Here is a 19,623-nt window from a genome sequence, read left to right on the forward strand (position 1 = left end):
CACCGGGAACGTTCCCGGTGGGCGGCTCTCGTTCGTGCGGGGGTCAGCCGAGCTGCTGCTCGATGGCGCGGAGCTTGCGCTCCAGCGAGTCCAGCTTCGGCATCGACAGGGTGTCCTCGTCCATCGTCAGGTCGATGCTGGACGAGTACGGGCTGCCGGAGGAGTACGAGCCGGTGGAGGGCGACTCGACGGCGGCGCGGGGGCGGCGGCCGGCGTTCAGGGCGGCGGGCTCCAGGGCGGAGGGGCCGGTCCGGTCGAGGGCGGATTCCTCGGCGGCTAGGGCAGGCTCCGTAGCGGACGACGGGGAGTCGCCCGCCGCGGCCAGGGCGGGCACCTGGCGGCCGCCCCGGGCCCGGCCCAGCATGCCGTTCTGGCGGGAGATGGCCTTCAGCTCGGCCCGCTCGCGGCGGTCCGCGCTGCGGGCGCGGATCTTGGCGTCCAGCTTGGCCTGGCGCTCCTCGCGGACCTCCTCGACGGCCTCGTCCAGGCTGCGGACGTTCTCCAGCAGCATCAGCGACCAGGCCGCGTAGGTCTCGCGCGGGGCGCGCAGCCAGCGGACCACGCGGATCTGCGGCAGCGGGCGGGGCACCAGGCCCTGCTCGCGCAGCGCCGCCCGGCGGGTCTGCTTCAGCGCCCGGTCGAACAGCACGGCCGCCGAGATCGACATGCCGGCGAAGAACTGCGGGGCGCCGTCGTGCGAGCCGCCGCGCGGGGCGTGCACCCAGTTGAACCAGGCCGAGGCGATGGCGAACAGCCACACCAGCATGCGCGAGCCGAGCGCCGCGTCGCCGTGGCTGGCCTCGCGCACCGCGAGCACCGAACAGAACATGGCCGCGCCGTCCAGGCCGAACGGGACCAGGTACTCCCAACCGCCGGACAGGTTCAGGTTCTGCTGGCCGAAGCCGACCAGGCCGTGGAAGGACAGCGCGGCCGCGACACCGGCACAGCAGAACAACAGGACGTACGAGGCACCGCCGTAGATGGCCTCCTTGCGGCGGCGGCGCTCCTCGCTGCGCTCCCAGGAGTCGCCGGACTCCTCGGCCTTGTTGTTCTTGAAACGCAGGAAGGCCACCAGGATGGCGGTGAACAGCAGCGCTGCGCCGCCGACCACGGCCCAGACCAGCTGTATGGAGGAGAGGTTCATCGCGGGGAGGGCCTCGGCTTTCCGCAGGGCAGGGGAAGTTGGAGGTGACGTGGCGCACGGGACAACGCACGGGACACCTGTGCGGAGAGACGATATCGCGTCCGGAGGGTGGGCATCGTACGGGAGTGACGAACCCTCTGCCAGCGCACCCCGTCGGAGGGTTGACGTTGACTCAGGGCCCCGTGGGTGGGTATTGGAGAGGCTAGGACAGAACCGGCGCTGGGGGAGGACACGATGGTCTCGGTGTGGGAGTTCCTGAAAGGGGACCGCAACAGCTTCGACACCGGAGGGCAGTTCAAGGTCACGCTCACCAAGTCCCAGCCGCAGCACGCCATCACGGGATCGGCCGCCACCACCGGCTACCTGTACATCAACCTGCACTGGTCGACCCGCAGCGCCGAACGACCCACCGCCGTCGGCGCGCTGCGCCGCTTCTTCGACCCGCGGATCCTGCGGCCGCTGGAGCCCGCCACGGCCGGCTCCGCGCCGGTCGGCGTCGACCTCGACCTGGCGTGCCTGTACGAACTCGCCGACGGCACCCGGGGTGTGGTGCAGCCGCTGGGCCGGTTCTTCGGCGACCTGAACCGGCCGCCGTACATCAAGCTGTCCGGTGACGACGTGTCAGGTGCGCCGTCCGGCGAGACCATGCACGTCAACCTGGAGAAGAAGGACCAGTTCAAGCGGCTGCTGGTGTTCGTCTACATCTACGACGACACCCCGGCGTTCGACCGCACCCAGGCCGTGGTCACCATCGTTCCGCAGAGCGGCCCGCGGATCGAGATCAAGCTGGACGAGCGGGCCCCGGCGGCCCGCTCGTGCGCGGTGGTGCTGATCGAGAACGACGGCGAGGGCAAGCTGACGATCCGTCGCGAGGTGCGGTACGTGCACGGCTTCCAGTCCGACCTGGACCGGCTGTACGGCTTCGGCATGCAGTGGGAGCGGGGCTACAAGACCCCGGACCGGCCCGGCGAGCCGTAGCCGTCAGCGCGGCTGGAACTGCGGGCCCTGCGGCGGCAGCGCGAACGGCGTGCCCGGCTGCGGGGGCGCCGGCGGCTGGACGGGGGCGGGCTGCTGCGGCACCGGCGGCCGGTGCGCGGGCGGCTGCTGCGGGTAGCCGTAGCCCTGCGGCTGCGGGTGGCCGTACCCGGGGGCGGCCGGCTGGGGGTAGCCGTAGCCGCCCGCCTGGGGCTGCGGGTAGCCGTAACCCTGCGGCTGCGGGTAGCCGTACCCGGCGGGCGGCTGCTGCGGCGCGACGGGCGGCTGCGCGGCGTGGTGGACGGTCGGCGGCAGCGCGGGCGGCGGCGGGGCGAGGACCGGCGCGGGCGGGGCCGCGGCGACCTCCCTGGTGGGTTGAGCCGGGGCGAGCGTCCAGTCGTCCTCGTCCACCGGGAGCGGCGCGGGCCGCTCGGCGGCGGCTTCGGGCGCGGCGGCCGGGCCGGGCAGCCGCGGGTCGGCGCCCGGGGAGTCGCCGGCGGACTCCTCCACGGTGATGCCGAAGTCGGTGGCCAGCGCCACCAGCCCGTCCAGGTAGCCCTGGCCGACGGCGCGGAACTTCCAGCCGCCGGAGCGGCGGTACAGCTCGGCGGCGACCAGCGCCGTCACCTGCTCGTGCTCGTCGACGGCGAACTCGGCCAGCGCGGGCGTCCCTTCGGGCGCGCCGGCGTCGAACAGCAGCACCCGCAGGCCCGGCACGGCGGGGAACGCGCCGCCCTCGGCGGAGCCGGCCAGCACCACCCGGTCCACCTCGACGGGCAGCTTCGCCAGGTCGATCTCCAGCGCGTCCCGGATCCAGCCGTCCGCGGCCTGCTTGGGCAGGTGGCGGACCAGGCCGGACGGGTGCCGGGGCTGGTTGTAGAACACGAAGTCCAGGTCGTCGCGGACCCTGCCGTCGCCGGCCAGCAGCAGGGCCGAGGCGTCCACGTCCGGAATGCCCGGGGTGTCCGTCCAACGCAGGACGGCACGGACGGCGTTGGCCGTCAGCGGGATGTTGGCGCCCTTCGCCATCACGTGCGTCATAGCGCACCATCCTGCCGCCTGCCAGGGGCCCGGGACAACGCGGACGCGGGCCCGGGACGGCGTGACGGCACCGACAAGCTTGTGGGAATTCGATGTTTCGAACTGCTGCACCGGCCCCGTCCGGCCGTACGATGGGCGGCCGGCGGCCAGGTGCTCCCACCTCCACCGCGGCGACGGCGCCCCGGCGAACTATCCGGCCGCGCCAACCGTCCATGAGTCGAGGCGTCAGCCGGCCAGGCCCCCGAGCGGGGCCCCACAGATCAGAGCGGGAGAGCACTTTGCGCCACTTCGGGCATCTCGCGGACGACGTCCGCAGCCGGCTCTTTCACGAGCAGCCCGTCGCCTTCGAGCGGGACAGCGGGGCGGACGTCCTGGCCACCGCGCTCGGTGCCACGCTCTACAGCCCCGCCACCCGCCCCACCCTGGCCCGGGACGTCCGCCGGCAGGCCGAGCGCGGCGTGGTCTCCATGGTGCTGTGCCTGGAGGACGCGATCGCCGACCACGAGGTGGACGGCGCCGAGCACAACCTGGTCGCCCAACTCACCGCGCTCGCCGAGCAGGACGCGGCGGACGGCGCCGAACTGCCGCTGCTGTTCGTCCGGGTCCGCGCACCCGAGCAGATCACCGACCTGGCCCGGCGGCTGGGCCCCGCGCTGCGGCTGCTCAGCGGCTTCGTGGTGCCCAAGTTCACCGAGGACAGCGGGCGGCCGTTCCTGGAGGCGCTGACCGCCGCCGAGGAGGCCGGCGGGCAGCGGCTGTTCGTCATGCCGGTGCTGGAGTCGCCCGAACTCGCCCACCTGGAGAGCCGCCGCGAGCAGCTGTTCGGCATCGCCCGGCTGCTCGACAAGCACCGCGAGCGGGTGCTCGCCGTCCGGCTCGGCGTCACCGACCTGTGCTCCGCGTACGGGCTGCGCCGCTCGCCCGACCTGACCGCCTACGACGTGGCGCTGGTGGCGCAGGTGATCGGCGACGTGGTCAACGTGCTCGGCCGCGCCGACGGCACCGGGTTCACCGTCACCGGGCCGGTCTGGGAGTACTTCCCGCTCCAGGAGCGGATGTTCAAGCCGCAGCTGCGCCGCACCCCGTTCGCCGAGGCCAGCCCGCCCGCCGACGGGGTCCGCCGGCGGCTGATCGAACACGACCTGGACGGGCTGATCCGGGAGATCGAACTCGACCGGGCCAACGGGCTGTTGGGCAAGACCTGCATCCACCCCAGCCACGTCGCCGCGGTGCACGCGCTGTCCGTGGTCACCCACGAGGAGCTGTGCGACGCCCGCGACATCCTCCAGCAGCACCGCGGCGGCGGCGGGGTGAGCCGCTCCGCGTACACCAACAAGATGAACGAGGCCAAGCCGCACCGGGCCTGGGCCGAGCGGGTGCTGCTGCGGGCCCAGGTGTTCGGCGTCGCGCGGGCCGAGGTGTCCTTCGCGGAACTGCTGTCGGCCTGCGTCTGCTGACGATTCGTCAACCGCGCGCTGACGGCTCATCGACCGATCGGTGGATGCCGGCGTCCACCGGACGGCCACCGGATGCGCGCCGATCGTTGCGGGAAGCCTCACCGATCGGTCGATCCGCGGGCCCGCGCGCTCCCCGTACGCTCGAACCCGGACGCACCGCCGTGCGCCCTGCCGGACACCACCAGCACCACCCGTAGCACCCGCACCACCAGCACCGCCCGTCGTCGTGATGAGAGGAGCCCCCGTTGACCGTCGACACCACCGCCCCCGGGCCGGTCGGGGCCGAGCCCTGGACCGGCCAGTGGGTCACCGACCGGCTGGGCCTGCGCCTGACCGGCGGGCCCGAGCTCACCGCGCTGATCGGCCTCGCGCTGCGCCGCAACCCCAAGCGCGCCCACCTGCTGGTCTCCCAGGTGCTGGGCAAGCACGTCCCGCAGCGGCCCGAGGTGGTGCACGGCGCCGGGCTCGCACTCGGCCGCCGGGTGGCCGCGCTGCTCGGCCCCGCGGAGACGGCGCGCGCCGTGGTGCTCGGCTACGCGGAGACGGCCACCGCGCTCGGCCACAGCGTCGCCGACGGCCTCGACGCGCCCTACCTGCACTCCACCCGCCGCCCCGTGCCCGGCCTCGCCCCGCTCGGCGGCTTCGAGGAGGAGCACTCGCACGCCACCAGCCACCTGCTGCTCCCGGAGGATCCGCAACTCCTCGCCGGGGACGGCCCGTTGGTCCTGGTCGACGACGAGTTCTCCACCGGCACCACGGTGCTCAACACCATCCGCGCCCTGCACGCCGCACACCCCCGCGAGCGGTACGTGGTGGTCGCCCTGGTCGACCTGCGCACCCCCGCCGACCGCGCCCGCCTGGAGGCCGCCGCCGCCGAACTCGGCGCCCGGCTCGACCTGGTGGCCACCGCCGGCGGCGGCGTCCAGCTGCCCGACGGCATACTGGAGCGCGCCCGGCAGCTCATCGACACCACCCCCGAACCGGCCGAACCGCCCCTGTCGCAGGGCGGGTTGACGCGCCTCGCGCTGCCCTGGCCGGACGGCCTGCCGGACGGCGGCCGGCACGGCTTCACTCCCGCCCACCGCCGCCGCCTCGACCGGGCGCTGCCCGCCCTCGGCGCCGCCCTCGCCGGGGCCGTCGGCCCCCGGCCCCGCCGGGTGCTGGTGCTGGGCTGCGAGGAGCTGATGTACGCGCCGCTGCGGCTCGCCGACGCCCTCCAGCGCCGACTGCCCGACGCCGAGGTGCGGTTCTCCACCACCACCCGCTCCCCGGTCTTCGCCCACGACCACCCCGGCTACGCGATCCGCACCCGGCTCGCCTTCACCGCCCACGACGACCCGGCCGGCGACGACTCCACCGAGCGCTACGCCTACAACGTCGCCCCCGGCAGCGACCCGGCCCGCCGCTTCGACACCGTCGTCCTGGTCGTCGACGACCCCGCCGACACCCCCGCCCTGCACCACGGCCCCGACGCCCTGCTGCCCCGCCTGCGCACCGCCACCGACCATGTGGTGCTCGCCGTTCTCCCGTCGTACCGCCCCGCGCCACCCGCCTGACGCCCCGCCGACCACCCGCTGACCGAGCATCACCCCTGCGCACCCCACCGAAGGCCCGGGATGACCCCACACACCGCCCCCGCCCCGCCCGCCGCCCGCCCGCTGCACGGGCCGGCCTTCTCCAGCTACCCGGCCGCCGACGTCACCTGGCTGCTCAAGGACCTCTCCGACGTCCACCTCGAGGCACCCGTCGAGGAGCGCGAGGAGGCTGTGCAGTCCGGCGGCGCCCACTACGCCGAGTCGCTGCCGGTCGAGTACCAGCCCAGCGCCGAGTACCAGCAGCTGTTCCACACCGCGCTGGCCGCCTCCGCCGCCCGGCTCGCCACCGCCGTCGGCACCGTCGCCGAAACCCTGCTGCGCGAACGCGGCAAGCATTTGGTGCTCGCCTCGCTGGCCCGGGCCGGTACCCCCGTCGGCGTCCTGATCCGCCGCTGGCTCGCCCACGCCCACGGCCTCGACGTGCCGCACTACACCGTGTCCATCGTCCGCGGCCGCGGCATCGACCAGGTCGCCCTGCGCCACCTCGCCGCCCACCACCGCGCCGCCGACGTGGTCTTCGTCGACGGCTGGACGGGCAAGGGCGCCATCACCCGCGAGCTCGACGCGGCACTCGCCGGCACCGGCTTCGACCCGGAGCTCGCCGTCCTCGCCGACCCCGGCAGCTGCGTGCGCACCTACGGCACCCGCGACGACTTCCTGATCCCGTCCGCCTGCCTCAACTCCACCGTCTCCGGCCTGGTCTCCCGCACCGTGCTGCGCGCCGACCTCACCGGGCCCGGCGAGTTCCACGGCGCCAAGTACTACCGGCACCTGGCCGACGCCGACGTCTCCCTGCACTTCGTCGACACCGTCGCCGCCGAGTTCCCGGCCGTCGCCGCCGCCGTCGCCGCCGAGACCGCCCGCCTCGCCGCCACCGACCGCACCCCCGGCTGGGAGGGCTGGGCCGCCGTCGAACGGATCAGCGCCGAGTACGGCATCGACAGCGTCAACCTCGTCAAGCCCGGCGTCGGCGAGACCACCCGCGTCCTGCTGCGCCGCGTCCCCTGGCGGATCCTCGCCCGCCGCGGCGCCGGCGCCGACCTCGACCACATCCGGCTGCTCGCCGCCCAACGCGGCGTCCCCGTCGAGGAGATCGACGACCTGCCGTACAGCTGCGTCGGCCTCATCCATCCGCGCTACACCCGCGGCGCCACCGGCGCGGACGGCACCGCCGTCCACACCTGACCCTGCCCCCGACCGAAGGAGACCCCGCCCGTGCCGCAGTTCCTGGTCGCCAGCGACCTCGACCGCACCCTCGTCTACTCCAACCGCGCGCTCGCCCTGGACGTGCCCGACCGGCTCGCCCCGCGACTGCTCTCGGTGGAGGTGCACGACGGCAAGGCGCTCTCCTTCATGACCGAGAAGGCCGCCGAACTGCTCGCCGAACTCGCCGAGCAGACCCCCGTGGTCCCGATCACCACCCGCACCCGCACCCAGTACGAGCGGATCAACCTGCCCGGCCCCACCCCCGGCTGGATCCCCCCGTACGCGGTCTGCTCCAACGGCGGCCACCTGCTGGTCGACGGCGTGCCCGACACCGACTGGCAGCACGAGATCCGCGCCCGGCTCGACGCGGCCAGCGCCCCGCTGCCCGAGGTCGTCGAACACCTCGCCATCGCCGCCGACCCCGAGTGGACGCACAAGCGGCGGGTCGCCGACGACCTGTTCGCCTACCTGGTGGTCGAACGCGCCGAACTCCCCGCCGGCTGGATCGACGAACTCACCGCCTGGTGCGCCGAACGCGGCTGGACGGTCTCCCTCCAGGGCCGCAAGGTCTACGCGGTGCCCGCGCCGCTCTCCAAGAGCGCCGCACTCGCCGAGGTCCGCCGCCGCACCGGCGCGCGGACGGTCCTCGCCGCCGGAGACTCGCTGCTCGACGCCGAGCTGCTGCTCACCGCCGACCACGGCTGGCGGCCCGGCCACGGCGAACTCGCCGAGACCGGGTGGGTCGCCGAGGGCGTCACCGCGCTCACCGAGATCGGCGTCGCGGCGGGCGAGGAGATCGTCCGGCAGATGCTGGCCCGGGTCCGCGCCGGGGAGGCGGCGGTGGCCGTCGCCGGCTGACGCCAGGCCCGGTGGGTCAGCCGCAGCAACCGCCTCCGCAGCAGCCGCCCCCGCCACCGCTCGGGGCCGGGGCGGCCGCGCCGGACGCGCCGCCCGTCACGGCGACAGTCGACAGCAGCTTCACGGTGTCGGGGTGGCCCTCCGGGCAGACGGCCGGGTCGTTGGCCTGGGCCATCGGGCGGCTGAGTTCGAACGTGGCGCCGCAGGAGCGGCAGCGGAAGTCGTAGCGAGGCATGGGCAGCAGGGTACCCAGACCCCGCGGTGCGGTACCCGCTCAGTGGCCGCGGATCATCGAGACCACCTCGGCCGCCGTCTCGCGCACCGCCGCCAGTTCGGTGAGGAACTGCCAGTAGTCGGGGTGGCGGCCGGCCTGTTCCAGGGAGGCCACCGCGCGGTCCAGGCGGCCCACCGCCGCGTCCAGCGGTCCGGCGTGCCGGGGGTCCGGCGCCTGGCGGCCGGACATGGCCAGTCGCTGGGCGTCGCGCAGGGCGAACCGGGCCTTCTCGATCTCGCGCTGCGGGTCGTGCTGCACCTCGTTCAGCCGGCGCAGCCGCTCGTTGACGGCCGTCACCGAACCCTCGGCGGTCTCCAGCAGGGCCCGCACGGTGCCGATCGACGCCGTGGCGTCCGCCCAGCGCTGGTCGTCGCGGGCCCGGACGGCCTCCGTCAGCCGGGAGCGGGCACCTCGCACCGCGTCGGCGGTCTGCGCCGACACGTGCTGGAGGTCCTGCCAGCACGCCGCCGAGAACCGCCGCCGCAACTCGCTCAACGCGGGCTCCACGGTGTCCGCCCGGTTCTCCAACGCGTCGATCCGGGTCCGCAGCGTGCCCACCCGGCGGTCGATCTCACCGGCCCGCTCCGGCAGCTGCGCCGCCTCCGCGCGCACCGCCTCCGCGCGCCGCACCACGTCCTCGGCGCGCTGCAGGGTGGCGGGCACGCCGTGCTGCGAGACCCCCTGGTTCAGGCGGGTCAGCTCCGGTGCGAGCTCGGCCAGCTTCGCCGCGAGGTCGTCCGCCTTCAGGCCCGCGCCGCGCGCCTGCTCCAGGGCGACGGTCGCCGCCAGCAGCGCCTGCTTGGCCCGCTCCACCGCCGGCGTCACCCGGATCAGCTGCGCCTCGGCGTGCTCCACCAGCGGCTGCAGGCGGGCGACGAAATCGCCGACCTCGGTGCGCTTCGCGTCCAGCTCGCGCCTGGACTGCTCCAGCTGCTGCTTGGCGCGGGAAGCCGCGGACGGCTCCAGCTCGGCGGCCTCCAGGTCCACCGCGTCCAGCGCCCCCAGATACGTCACCGTCACCTGGTCGATCCGCGCCACCAGGTCCGCGTACTCCTGCTCCACCCGGCGGGCGGTGGCCGGCTCGCCCGCCGACTTCACCGTCTCCACCGCGAGCAGGGCGTCGCGCTGCGCCGAATCCAGCTCGTAGAACGACTCCTGCGCCGCTTCCCGGGCCGCCCGGGCGTCCGCACGCATGCCGTCCCGCCGGCCGCCGCCCCACCAGCCGCCCCGACCCCCGCCACCGCCGCCGGCCACCCTCACCACGCGCTCCCTGCTCCGCCTCGTCCCGCCACTCCACTGCCATTCTTCCCGATCACCCCGCCCGCCCGGCACCCCCCGACCGCACCCCCGCTCCCAGGGGGCGGCGAACCACTCCCCGGACCAGGTAGTCTGTCCACTCGTCGTGCGACCGGCCCCACCGGTCCCCTTCGACGCGGGCGCATAGCTCAGCGGTAGAGCGCCGCCCTTACAAGGCGGATGTCGGCGGTTCGAAACCGTCTGCGCCCACAGTGTGCGACCCGGAAGCCCCGGACCGAGAGCGGTCCGGGGCTTTTGGTGTTCTTGGGGGCGGCGGGGCGGGCGAGGGGTGGTTACCAGGTCTTGGGGGCGTTGGCGATTCGGGTGGTGTTCCAGCGGCGGACGGCTTCGGCGAGGGCCAGGGCGAGGGGGGTGGCTGTGGTGGGGACGGTCCACCAGGGGAGGGAGGTCAGGAAGGCGAGGACGGTGGGGACGGCGCAGGCGAGGAAGGTGGTGAGGAGGGTCCAGCGGAAGACGTCGAGGGGGGCGGGGCGGCCGGTGGAGCGCAGGATGCCGAGGGTGGCGATCAGGGCGGCGGCGAGGGCGGCGTAGGTGCCGAGGCCGGCGGTGAACTGGGGTTCGTTGCGGGGCTTGTCGGCGGTGGCCTGGGAGGTGCCGGCCTGCTCCAGGGTCATCACCCGGCCGCGCCACACGGTGCCGTTGACGTGGTCGCCGGGTTCGAGGTCCTCCACCACCGGGCCGGGGTCGCCGAACGAGAGCTCGCCGTCCCAGAACGGGGTGCCGGTCACGGTGGCCCGGAAGCTGTGGCCCTTGCCGCCGTGGACGGTCGCGCTGACGACGGTGAACGGGACGGTGCGCACGCACCCCTCGACCGCCGCCGGCGGCTTGTCGGCGGGGCAGGCGGCGGCGGCCGTGTACGCGCGGTAGCTCTTGGTGTCGTCCGGGAGCATCACCCCGAACAGGAACCAGGCGGCCGCCGCCGGGATCAGGGCCGATGCGACGACGAGCGCGCCGCCGACGCGGGTCCAGGGCGACGGTGCGGGACGGTGGAGTCGGGTCATGACGGTTCTCCCCCCGGTCCGGTGGGCAGCGGGAGGGCCGGTCCGCCGTCGCCGGGGCGTGCCGCCCCGCCCCCTTCCGGGGGTCGGACGGTGAGGGGCGCCCGGGGCACCGGACGGTTTCGATGTTTCTGGAGCGTGTCCGAAGCGCGCGGAGGCTCTTGCGGGCGACACGGGGAGCGGCGGGTCCGCAGCGGCGGTCGGGCGGACGGGCGCGTCGGCGGACTTCGCGTCGAGTGCCACGCACACCCCCCGGCTCGGCTCGCAGGACACAGCTGTCCCTTGTTCGCCGACCAGGCTTCCCGGCACTCCTTCCGGAACCGTACCGAATTCCGGCCGCCTTTCGTACGGCAGTTCGCAAAGTCGGGATTGCGGGAGCCGCCACCGGCCCGGTTGCATGGCGGGATGGAGAGCAGCGGGCGGCCGGTGGTGTACCTGTTCGGGGCGGCGGCGGGGGCGGTGTTCGGGCTGCCGGAGGCGGTGCGGGAGGCCGGGGTGCGGGGGTGGGAGCCGGCGGTCGGGCTGACGCCGGCGGCGCGCGGGTGGCTGGAGGCGCAGCTGCCCGCTCTGGAGGAGCTGACCGGGCACCCGGTGAAGTCGGCGTACCGGTGGCCGGGCCAGCCGGACGTGCTGCCGCCGCCGGACGCGGTGCTGTTCGCGCCGGCCACGTTCAACTCCTTCAACAGCCTGGCGCTGGGCCTCACCGCGTCCTGGGTGGTCGGCTGTGCGGCCGAGGCGCTCGGCAAGGGCGTCCCGCTGGTGGTGATGCCCTGCGTCAACGCGGCGCTCGCCGCGCACCCCCAGTTCGCCCGCAGCGTGGAGACGTTGCGCGGGGCGGGCGCGCACGTCCTGTTCGACGGGGGCGGCGACGGGCCGTTCCCGTGGGAGGCCGGGCTGCGGACGGTGGAGCGGGTGCTGGACGGGCGGGGGCGGGCATGACGATCGAGGCGGAGCTGAAGGCCCGGGTGCGGGAGCCGGCGCGGCTGGCGGCCCGGCTGGACGCGTGGGCGGGCGGGCCGGGCCGGGCGGAGGTCTACCGGGACGTGTACTTCGACCGTCCCGGCGGCGAGTTGGCGGCGGACGGGGCCGAGCTGCGGGTGCGCACGGTGACGGGGGAATCCGGGGCGGTGCGGACGGTGCTGACGTACAAGGGCGCGGCGGTGGACGCGGCGTCGGGGTCGAAGCCGGAGACCGAGACGCCGGTGGCCGATCCGGTGGCGCTGCGGGCGATCCTGCGCGGGGCCGGCCTGGTCGAGGTGATCGCGTTCGAGAAGCGCTGCCGGAACTGGGAGCGGACCGAGGACGGCCGTCCGCTGCTGGCGACGCTGGTGGAGGTGCCGGAGCTGGCCGGGGCCTTCCTGGAGGTGGAGACCCCGGCCGCCGACGAGGCGGGGCTGCCGGCGGCGCTTGCCGCGGTGCGGAGGGTGCTGGGCCGGCTCGGCGTCGCGGAGGCGGACCTCACCACCGAGCTGTACACGGACGCGGTGGCCCGGGCCGGGGGCGGGTCAGAGCAGCTTGCGGGGCCCGACCGCCGGTAGCGGGTCGGTGGGCTCGCGGTGGGCGTGCAGCAGTTCGCGCGCGCCGCGCAGCTTCGCGGCGAGGCGGGCGGGCAGGACCAGCGTGTACAGCAGGCCTTCGCCGCCGGGGCCCTCCACCAGCCAGGAGCTCCAGGGGAGTTGGAGGGTGGCGGCGGGGCTGAAGGCGACCGGTCGGACGCCCGCGAGGGGGAGGTCGGTCAGGCCGAGGCGGCACCAGCTGGAGACGGTGAGGGTGCGGCGGGCGGGGTCGAAGCCGGCGGGCACGCAGTCGGTGACGCGTTCGCGGCCGATCCGGCGCAGGAACTCCAGGTTGCTCCGGGCGGCGAGGTGCTCCTCGGTGAACGATTCGACGGCGGCGCGCAGTTCGGCGGCGTAGCGGGCGGGGGTGGTGCCGGGCCGCCAGGGCAGCCGGATCTCGCCGAGGAGGTTGCCGAGGGCGCCGTCGGGGAGGCCGAGGGGGCGGCGCAGGTTGACCGGCAGGGTGAGGGTCTGCTCCTGGTCGTGGCCGTCGAGTTCGCGCAGGACGTGCAGCAGGTGGGCGCAGAGCGCGTCGTTGACGGACAGCCGCCGGCCGGCTTCGGCGGCGAGCGCGGCGCGCAGGCGGCGGAGCTCGTCGGGGGCGAACCAGATCTGCACGGTGCGGTTGGCGAGGCCGGCGGTGGCGACCGCGCGCCGCAGTTCGGCGGCCTCCTCGGGGTCGGGGAGGCGGAGGGAGGGGACGCCGCCGTCCGTGGCGGGCAGGTGGGCGGCGAGCTGGAGCTCGCGGTCGGGGGTGGGGGCGAGGGCGGGCGGCTCGGTGCCCTCGGTGCAGGCGGACCAGGTGCGCAGCAGCAGGGAGAAGGTGTGCATGTCGCCGACGGCGTGGTGCCAGGAGAGGCCGAGGACGCAGGCGCCGTCCGCGAGGCGGGTGAGCCGGGCGGTGAGCAGCGGCAGCCGTTCGCGCCGGGCCTCGGCGGCGCGGACGTGGTCGATCAGGCCGCCGGCGGGCAGCGCCATCCGGTCGAAGGCCTCGGTGAGGGTGTGGGGGGCGTCGGCGACGGTGAAGGGGACGCCGCTGTCGTCGGTGTCGATCCAGAGGTCGCCGTCGGCGGCGGTGCGCAGACGGCCGGCGAACTCGGGCAGCCGGTCGAGGGCCCGGGCGAGTCCGGCGGCGAGGGCGTCGGCGTCGAGGGGGCGGTCGTAGAAGAGGGCGACGGAGACCGGCAGGTCGGCGAGCAGCAGGTCGCCGACGGAGCAGCGGACGGGCCCGGGCCCCGGGCGGCCGGCCCGGACGGTGCGGATTTCGGTGTCGGACGTCAGCGTGCCGGTCATACCGGTCCCCTCCCTGGAGTGACGGGGGAACCATAGGGGCGCGCGGGCGGCGGAAACCAGAGGTGTCCGAACGGTCGCTGACGCGTCGTCCGGGCGGCGGGTTCCGGATCGAGCGGGTATGTGGCGTTTCTCATACCGATGCCCGAAAGGGGCGGAACGGGGTGACCTGCGGTTTTCGTCCCCGGATGAAAGGCCGTTAACAGAGCTGAAATGAAGGTGATTCAGGCTTAAAGATCATGTAATCGACGGAAACAGAGCCTAGCAGTGCATGAAACGCAGGCGTACGCTCGGGTTCTCCCGTGGTCTGCTGCGGAAACAGTGGGGGTTACGGTTCCCGCATGGTTCAGCTCGACAATCGCCCGGGAGCAGGCGCCGACGTCGCCGCCGGCTCGGACGCCTCCGGCGGCGTCCGCTCAAAGGGCCTCAACAGCAACTCGGTGGGCCTGCTGGGCAACACCGTGATCGGCGTGTCCACGGTCGCCCCGGTGTACTGCCTGACGACGACGCTGGGTACCACCGTGGCCGCCGTCGGCCTGCAGATGCCGGCCCTCTTCCTGGCGGGCTTCCTGCCGATGCTGCTGGTGGCCTTCGCCTACCGGGAGCTGAACAAGGCGATCCCCGACAGCGGCACCTCCTTCACCTGGACGGTGAAGGCGTTCGGGCCGAAGATCGGCTGGATGTGCGGCTGGGGCCTGGTGATCGCCACGATCATCGTGCTGTCCAACCTCGCGGGCGTCGCCACCGAGTACCTGTACCTGCTGCTCGGTGAGATCACCCGCAGCGACTCGGTCGCCGCGCTGAACGACAACAAGCTGGTGCACGTGGTCACCTGCCTGGCGCTGATCGCCGTCGCGACCATGATCAGCTACCGCGGCATGACCGCCACCAAGGGCGTCCAATACGCGCTGGTGGGCCTTCAACTCGCGGTCCTCGGCCTGTTCGGCGTCATGGCGATCACCAAGGCCGTCGGCAACGGCGACGCCGGATCGCTGCACTTCTCCTGGAGCTGGCTCAACCCCTTCGAGGCCAGCTCCTTCACCGCGTTCGTGGCCGGCCTGTCGCTGTCGCTGTTCATGTACTGGGGCTGGGACGCCTCGCTGAGCGCCAACGAGGAGACCGGCGACAGCGACAAGATCCCCGGCCGGGCCGCGATGCTCGCCATGGTGGTGCTGGTCGGCTCCTACCTGTTCACCGCCGTCGCGGTGCAGATGTACGCGGGCGTCGGCACCACCGGCACCGGCCTCGACAACCCCGAGACGTCCTCCAACGTGCTGGCCGTGCTGGCCGGCCCGGTGATGGGCCCGGCGCTCGGCGTGCTGCTGTTCGTCGCCGTGCTGTCCTCCGCCGCCGCGAGCCTGCAGACCACCTTCATCCCGGTCAGCCGCACGGTGCTGGCGATGAGCGTGTACGAGGCGCTGCCGAGCTCCTTCACCCAGGTCAACGAGCGCTACAAGACCCCCGGCCGGGCGATCGTCACGGCCGGTGTCGGCACCGGCGTGTTCTACACCGTGATGACGCTGGTCAGCTCGCACGTGCTGGCCGACACCATCGCCGCGCTGACGCTGATGATCTGCTTCTACTACTCGCTGACCGCGTTCGCCTGCGCCTGGTACTTCCGCCGCGACCTGCGCAACTCGGTCCGGGACGCGGTGCTCAAGGTGATCTTCCCGGTGCTCGGCGGCCTCACCCTGGCCGGGATCTTCGGCAAGTCGATGGTCGACATGATCGACCCGTCCTACGGCAGCGGCAGCTCCGTGTTCGGCGTCGGCAGCGTCTTCGTGGTCGGCGCGGGGCTGCTCGCGCTCGGCCTGGTGGTGATGGCCGTGATGACGCGGCGGAGCCCGGCGTTCTTCCGCGGCGAGGTGCTCACGCGTGACACTCCGGCCCTGGTGATCCCGGACTGAGGCGGGGCGCGAAGCCCGGGCGGGTGCGAAAACGGGGGCGCCCCCCGCGCCCCCGGTTCCGCACCCACCCGCTCAGTAGGCGACGGTGAAGCGCTCGCCGAGGTGCTTGGGCCGCTCGATCTCGTCCAGCAGGGCCACCGCGTAGTCCTCGGTGGAGATCCGGCTCTGGCCGTCGGCGTCGAGCAGGAGGTCTTCCAGGGCCTCGCGGTAGGCGCCGGTGCGCTCGCCCGGGGCGATGGTGCCGGCCGGGGAGAGGTTGGTCCAGCGCAGGTCGGTGACGGTGCGCAGGAAGTCCAGCGCGTCGCCGTGCGCGTGCATGATCTGGAGCAGGAACTCCGGCAGGCCCTCCGCGTCCCACACCTGCTTGCCGTCGGGGGTGCGGAGCGAGCCCGCGCCGCCCACCGTGATCAGTCGCGGTGCGGCGTCGCCCAGCGTGCGCAGGCCCGCCACCAGCGACTCGAAGGACGGCTCGATCAGCGCCTGGTGGCCCGGCCCGTCGCCGCCGCCGACCGCGCTGACCACGACGTCGGCGCCCTTGGCGTGTTCGGCCACCGAGGCGGCGTCGAGGACGTCCCCGACCGCGACCGTGAGCGCCGGGTGGGTGGTCGTCAGCTTCGCCGGGTCGCGGACCACGGCGGTGACGGTGTGGCCGCGGCGCAGGGCCTCGTCCAGGACGCGGGAGCCGATGGTGCCGGTGGCGCCGTACAGGGTGATGGTGCTCATGGGGTGGGTCTCCTCGTGCTTGCCGTTTTCCGTCTGCTGTCCGACCGTACGGCGGGTCTCGGCCGCTCTGCGAGGTGCGCGGCCGACAGCGCATGGTGAAAAACGGACAGTCGGAGCGGGTCGACGGTCTCGGGGGGCTTCGCGGGCGGGGGAGCCGAGGGGGAGTACGGGCTGTCGCCACTCTTGACACCGTGTCATGGGCGCGCCAACTTAGGGGAACCCCACGGAGACCCGCACCCCGAGAGGCACCCCCATGAAGAAGCCGCTCATCGGCGCGCTCGGCACCCTGCTGCTTGCCGGAACCGCCCTGGTGACCGCCACCCCCGCGTCCGCCGTCACCGTGAGCCTGGCCGGGACGGTCGCGCTCAGCAACTGCTCCGGCTCGCTGATCCGGATGCCCAACTCCGTGGACACCGACCCCGGGCTGATCCTCACCAACGGCCACTGCCTGGAGACCGGCATGCCGAACCCGGGGCAGGTCGTCACCGACAAGGCGTCGACCCGCAGCTTCACCCTGCTCAGCTCCAGCGGCAGCAGCCTCGGCACCGTCCGCGCCAGCCGGATCGTCTACTCGACGATGACCGACACCGACGTCACCATCTACCGGCTGAGCACCAGCTACGCGAGCATCAAGAGCCGCTACGGGATATCCCCGCTGACCATGTCCACCACGCACCCGGTGGCCGGCAGCGCGATCAAGGTGCCCTCCGGCTACTGGAAGACCATCTACTCCTGCAACGTGGACGGCTTCGCGTACCGGCTGAACGAGGGCGGCTGGACCTTCAAGGACTCGGTCCGCTACACCTCCGGCTGCAACATCATCGGCGGCACCTCCGGCTCCCCGGTGGTCGACGTCAACAGCGGCCAGGTCGTCGCCGTCAACAACACCATGAACGAGGACGGCCAGACCTGTACCTTGAACAACCCGTGCGAGGTGGACCAGAACGGCACGGTGACCATCCACCCCAACATCGGCTACGCGCAGGAGACGTACACCATCCCGAACTGCTTCGCCCCCGGCAACCTGCTCGACCTGACCCGGACGGGCTGCGTGCTGCCTCGCCCGTAGCCGGGCCCGCCGCGCCGCAGCCGTCCGCGACCCCTCCGCGGGCGGCTGCGGCGCGTCGCGCCCTCGTCGAGCAGCTAGAAGAGGCGGCGCAGCAGGCCGGCCTTGCCCGCCGTGAACGGCGGGTAGGCCGCCCGCAGGGTGTCCAGGGCGAGCGGCTTGGACAGCACCGCCTTGGTGTGGCTGAACGTCTCCACCGAGAGGCGGCCGTGGTAGCCGCCCTGGCCGCTCTCGCCGACCCCGCCGAACGGCAGCCCCGGCACGGAGAGATGGGCGTTCGGGATGCCGAAGGCCAGCGCCCCCGAGGAGGTCTCGGCGGTCAGCCGGCGCCGGGTCCGCGCGGAGGCGGTGAACGCGTACAGCGCCAGCGGCTTGTCGCGGGCGGTGATGAACGCGATCGCGGCGTCCAGGTCGGGGACGCGGACGATCGGCAGGACCGGGCCGAAGATCTCCTCGCGCATCACCGGCGAGTTTGGGTCCACGTCGGCCAGCACCGTCGGCGCGAGGTAGCGGGTGGCGCGGTCGTGCTCACCGCCGACGACGGTGCGGCCGTCGGCCAGCAGCGCCGTCAGCCGGTCGAAGTGGCGCTCGTTGACGATCCGCCCGTAGTCCGCGCTGCCGGCCGGGTCCTCGCCGTACATCGTCCGTACGGCGGCGGCCAGTTCGGCCTCCAGGGCGGGCCCGGTGTCGCCGATCGCGAGGACGTAGTCGGGGGCGACGCAGGTCTGGCCGGCGTTCATGAACTTGCCCCAGACGATCCGCCGGGCCGTCGCGGCCAGGTCGGCGCCCGGATCGACGACCGCCGGGCTCTTGCCGCCCAACTCCAGCGTCACCGGCGTCAGATGACGTGCGGCGGCGGCCATCACGATCCGGCCGACGGTGCCGTTGCCGGTGTAGAAGACGTGGTCGAAGCGCTGCTCCAGCAGGGCGGTGGTCTCCGGCACCCCGCCCTCGACCACGGCCACGGCCCGCGGGTCCAGGACGCGCGGCAGCCAGTGGGCGAGCGCGGCGGAGGTTGCCGGGGCGAGCTCGCTCGGCTTGACCACCACGCAGTTGCCCGCCGCGAGCGCACCGACCAGCGGGGCCAGGGCCAGCTGCAACGGGTAGTTCCACGGGCTGATCACCAGCACCGTGCCCAGCGGCTCGCGCACCGTCCGCGCCCGGGCGGGCGCGAGGGCCAGGGGCACGGCGACCCGGCGCGGGCGCAGCCAGCGGGACAGGTGGCGCAGGGTGTGGTCGATCTCCTTGACGGTGAACCCGATCTCGGTGAGGTACGCCTCGGTCGGGCTCTTGCCGAGATCGGCCTTCAGCGCCTCCGCGAAGACCTTCTCCTGCTCGACCAACAGGCCTCGCAGTGCGCGGAGTTGGGCCTTGCGCCAGGCGAGGGGGCGGGTGCGGCCGGTGGCGAAGGCCGCGTTTAGGCGGGCGACGGTCGCGGCGGGGGATTCGGGGGCCGCGGTGGCTTCGGTGGTGGGCGTTGTGGAAACGCCGGCGGGAGCGTTCATGGGGACGAGGATAAACGAAACGAAGTTATTTCGTTTCGTTTTGATGGTTCCCCGTAGGCTGGGTGCCATGACCCGCACCGCACCCACCGCGACCCCGCAGCGACGCGGCCGACCCCGCGACGCCGCACGCGACCGGGCCATCCTGGACGCCACCCTGGCCGTCCTCACCGAGAGCGGCTACCGCGCCCTGACCACCGCCGCGGTCGCCGCCCGCGCGGGCGTCTCCACCGCCACCCTCTACCGGCGCTGGTCCTCCAAGGACGAACTCGTCATCGCCGCCGCCGCGACCCACGTCGAGGACGTCCACGACCACCCCGACACCGGCACCCTGGAGGGCGACCTGCGCATCCTCCTCCGCGACAAGGCCGCCACCCTCACCGGCGAGGCCGGCCGCCTGATGCAGGCCCTCGTCGGCGAAGCCGCGCAGAACGCCGCCCTCGCCGACGCCCTCACCACCGCCTTCCTCGAACCCGTCCACCGCCGGGTCGCCGAAGTGGTCCGCCGCGCGGCCGCCCGCGGCGAGATCGATTCCGTCCCGGACCCGGACCTGCTCGGCGCGATCGTCGTCGGCCCGCTCATGTCCCGCTTCCTCCTCACGCCCCGCCCGGACCTCGTCGACACGAAGACGGCCCAGGCGACGGCGGACCGGCTGCTCCCCTTCGCGCTCCGCGCACTCGGGGGATGAGCGGGGGTGCGAAACCAGGGGCCCGG

At 74.0% G+C, this 19,623-nt stretch carries 16 protein-coding genes, 1 tRNA gene and 1 pseudogene; 10 read left to right on the forward strand and 8 right to left on the reverse strand.

Going from position 1 to position 19,623, the window contains the following annotated elements; all coding sequences use genetic code 11:
• Window positions 1-43: 43 nt before the first annotated feature.
• Window positions 44-1,144, reverse strand: a complete 1,101-nt coding sequence (locus tag ACWEMJ_RS28245; protein WP_452139938.1) for a DUF2637 domain-containing protein — start codon at window positions 1,142-1,144, stop codon at window positions 44-46.
• 234 nt (window positions 1,145-1,378) lie between these two features.
• Between ACWEMJ_RS28245 and ACWEMJ_RS28250 the strand changes: the two genes are divergently transcribed.
• On the forward strand, window positions 1,379-2,122 hold the full coding sequence (locus ACWEMJ_RS28250) for a TerD family protein (RefSeq protein ID WP_452139939.1): 744 nt from the start codon (window positions 1,379-1,381) through the stop codon (window positions 2,120-2,122).
• A 3-nt stretch (window positions 2,123-2,125) separates the two neighbouring features.
• Here ACWEMJ_RS28250 and ACWEMJ_RS28255 read toward each other — a convergent pair whose 3' ends face one another.
• Complete coding sequence (locus ACWEMJ_RS28255; protein WP_452139940.1) at window positions 2,126-3,160, reverse strand: TerD family protein; 1,035 nt, start codon at window positions 3,158-3,160, stop codon at window positions 2,126-2,128.
• 278 nt (window positions 3,161-3,438) lie between these two features.
• Between ACWEMJ_RS28255 and ACWEMJ_RS28260 the strand changes: the two genes are divergently transcribed.
• The 3 genes and pseudogenes from ACWEMJ_RS28260 to ACWEMJ_RS28270 all read left to right on the forward strand — a co-directional run bounded on the left by ACWEMJ_RS28260 (window position 3,439) and on the right by ACWEMJ_RS28270 (window position 8,276).
• Window positions 3,439-4,617, forward strand: coding sequence for an HpcH/HpaI aldolase/citrate lyase family protein (locus ACWEMJ_RS28260; protein ID WP_452139941.1), 1,179 nt, complete (start codon window positions 3,439-3,441; stop codon window positions 4,615-4,617).
• Window positions 4,618-4,862: 245 nt separating this feature from the next.
• A pseudogene (locus ACWEMJ_RS28265) lies at window positions 4,863-7,397 on the forward strand (phosphoribosyltransferase).
• Window positions 7,398-7,427: 30 nt separating this feature from the next.
• Window positions 7,428-8,276: an HAD family hydrolase gene (locus ACWEMJ_RS28270; RefSeq protein ID WP_452139942.1), complete on the forward strand. Its 849-nt coding sequence runs from the start codon at window positions 7,428-7,430 to the stop codon at window positions 8,274-8,276.
• A gap of 16 nt (window positions 8,277-8,292) precedes the next feature.
• On the opposite strand, the gene ACWEMJ_RS28275 is transcribed toward ACWEMJ_RS28270, so the two are convergent.
• Together ACWEMJ_RS28275 and ACWEMJ_RS28280 are read right to left on the reverse strand one after the other, a co-directional pair.
• Window positions 8,293-8,511 carry an FmdB family zinc ribbon protein gene (locus ACWEMJ_RS28275; protein WP_387643234.1) on the reverse strand — a complete coding sequence of 73 codons (219 nt, stop codon included), beginning with the start codon at window positions 8,509-8,511 and terminating at the stop codon, window positions 8,293-8,295.
• A 39-nt stretch (window positions 8,512-8,550) separates the two neighbouring features.
• Complete coding sequence (locus tag ACWEMJ_RS28280; RefSeq protein WP_452139943.1) at window positions 8,551-9,810, reverse strand: hypothetical protein; 1,260 nt, start codon at window positions 9,808-9,810, stop codon at window positions 8,551-8,553.
• Between the two features lie 174 nt (window positions 9,811-9,984).
• On the opposite strand from ACWEMJ_RS28280, the gene ACWEMJ_RS28285 reads away from it, so the two are divergent.
• Window positions 9,985-10,056: transfer RNA gene (locus tag ACWEMJ_RS28285), tRNA-Val, on the forward strand.
• An 83-nt stretch (window positions 10,057-10,139) separates the two neighbouring features.
• Here the strand turns inward: ACWEMJ_RS28285 and ACWEMJ_RS28290 are convergent.
• A complete protein-coding gene (locus ACWEMJ_RS28290) occupies window positions 10,140-10,868 on the reverse strand; it encodes a hypothetical protein (protein ID WP_452139944.1) in 729 nt (242 codons plus the stop codon).
• A 402-nt stretch (window positions 10,869-11,270) separates the two neighbouring features.
• On the opposite strand from ACWEMJ_RS28290, the gene ACWEMJ_RS28295 reads away from it, so the two are divergent.
• A complete protein-coding gene (locus ACWEMJ_RS28295) occupies window positions 11,271-11,804 on the forward strand; it encodes a flavoprotein (protein WP_452139945.1) in 534 nt (177 codons plus the stop codon).
• Window positions 11,801-12,403 carry a class IV adenylate cyclase gene (locus tag ACWEMJ_RS28300; protein WP_452139946.1) on the forward strand — a complete coding sequence of 201 codons (603 nt, stop codon included), beginning with the start codon at window positions 11,801-11,803 and terminating at the stop codon, window positions 12,401-12,403. The genes ACWEMJ_RS28295 and ACWEMJ_RS28300 overlap by 4 nt, the downstream gene beginning before the upstream one ends.
• Here ACWEMJ_RS28300 and ACWEMJ_RS28305 read toward each other — a convergent pair.
• Entirely contained in the window at window positions 12,371-13,714 is a 1,344-nt protein-coding gene (locus tag ACWEMJ_RS28305) for an acyltransferase (protein ID WP_452139947.1), read from the reverse strand. The genes ACWEMJ_RS28300 and ACWEMJ_RS28305 overlap by 33 nt on opposite strands.
• 338 nt (window positions 13,715-14,052) lie before the next feature.
• Between ACWEMJ_RS28305 and ACWEMJ_RS28310 the strand changes: the two genes are divergently transcribed.
• The gene (locus tag ACWEMJ_RS28310; protein ID WP_452139948.1) at window positions 14,053-15,618 is read left to right on the forward strand and encodes an APC family permease; all 1,566 of its coding nucleotides are present in this window, start codon (window positions 14,053-14,055) and stop codon (window positions 15,616-15,618) included.
• Window positions 15,619-15,690: 72 nt separating this feature from the next.
• On the opposite strand, the gene ACWEMJ_RS28315 is transcribed toward ACWEMJ_RS28310, so the two are convergent.
• The gene (locus ACWEMJ_RS28315; protein ID WP_452139949.1) at window positions 15,691-16,341 is read right to left on the reverse strand and encodes an NAD(P)-dependent oxidoreductase; all 651 of its coding nucleotides are present in this window, start codon (window positions 16,339-16,341) and stop codon (window positions 15,691-15,693) included.
• A gap of 253 nt (window positions 16,342-16,594) precedes the next feature.
• Between ACWEMJ_RS28315 and ACWEMJ_RS28320 the strand changes: the two genes are divergently transcribed.
• Window positions 16,595-17,410 carry a S1 family peptidase gene (locus tag ACWEMJ_RS28320; protein WP_452139950.1) on the forward strand — a complete coding sequence of 272 codons (816 nt, stop codon included), beginning with the start codon at window positions 16,595-16,597 and terminating at the stop codon, window positions 17,408-17,410.
• Window positions 17,411-17,484: 74 nt separating this feature from the next.
• Here ACWEMJ_RS28320 and ACWEMJ_RS28325 read toward each other — a convergent pair whose 3' ends face one another.
• On the reverse strand, window positions 17,485-18,912 hold the full coding sequence (locus ACWEMJ_RS28325; protein WP_452139951.1) for an aldehyde dehydrogenase family protein: 1,428 nt from the start codon (window positions 18,910-18,912) through the stop codon (window positions 17,485-17,487).
• A 67-nt stretch (window positions 18,913-18,979) separates the two neighbouring features.
• Between ACWEMJ_RS28325 and ACWEMJ_RS28330 the strand changes: the two genes are divergently transcribed.
• Entirely contained in the window at window positions 18,980-19,597 is a 618-nt protein-coding gene (locus ACWEMJ_RS28330) for a TetR/AcrR family transcriptional regulator (protein WP_452139952.1), read from the forward strand.
• Window positions 19,598-19,623 lie beyond the last annotated feature (26 nt).

Source organism: Kitasatospora sp. NPDC004531, from assembly GCF_053602195.1.

Coding starts and splice junctions, on each gene's coding strand:
- ACWEMJ_RS28245 (WP_452139938.1), bottom strand. CDS start 1,144: ATGAACCTCTCCTCCATACAGCTGGTCTGGGCCGTGGTCGGCGGCGCA.
- ACWEMJ_RS28250 (WP_452139939.1), top strand. CDS start 1,379: ATGGTCTCGGTGTGGGAGTTCCTGAAAGGGGACCGCAACAGCTTCGAC.
- ACWEMJ_RS28255 (WP_452139940.1), bottom strand. CDS start 3,160: ATGACGCACGTGATGGCGAAGGGCGCCAACATCCCGCTGACGGCCAAC.
- ACWEMJ_RS28275 (WP_387643234.1), bottom strand. CDS start 8,511: ATGCCTCGCTACGACTTCCGCTGCCGCTCCTGCGGCGCCACGTTCGAA.
- ACWEMJ_RS28290 (WP_452139944.1), bottom strand. CDS start 10,868: ATGACCCGACTCCACCGTCCCGCACCGTCGCCCTGGACCCGCGTCGGC.
- ACWEMJ_RS28295 (WP_452139945.1), top strand. CDS start 11,271: ATGGAGAGCAGCGGGCGGCCGGTGGTGTACCTGTTCGGGGCGGCGGCG.
- ACWEMJ_RS28300 (WP_452139946.1), top strand. CDS start 11,801: ATGACGATCGAGGCGGAGCTGAAGGCCCGGGTGCGGGAGCCGGCGCGG.
- ACWEMJ_RS28305 (WP_452139947.1), bottom strand. CDS start 13,714: ATGACCGGCACGCTGACGTCCGACACCGAAATCCGCACCGTCCGGGCC.
- ACWEMJ_RS28310 (WP_452139948.1), top strand. CDS start 14,053: ATGGTTCAGCTCGACAATCGCCCGGGAGCAGGCGCCGACGTCGCCGCC.
- ACWEMJ_RS28315 (WP_452139949.1), bottom strand. CDS start 16,341: ATGAGCACCATCACCCTGTACGGCGCCACCGGCACCATCGGCTCCCGC.
- ACWEMJ_RS28320 (WP_452139950.1), top strand. CDS start 16,595: ATGAAGAAGCCGCTCATCGGCGCGCTCGGCACCCTGCTGCTTGCCGGA.
- ACWEMJ_RS28325 (WP_452139951.1), bottom strand. CDS start 18,912: ATGAACGCTCCCGCCGGCGTTTCCACAACGCCCACCACCGAAGCCACC.
- ACWEMJ_RS28330 (WP_452139952.1), top strand. CDS start 18,980: ATGACCCGCACCGCACCCACCGCGACCCCGCAGCGACGCGGCCGACCC.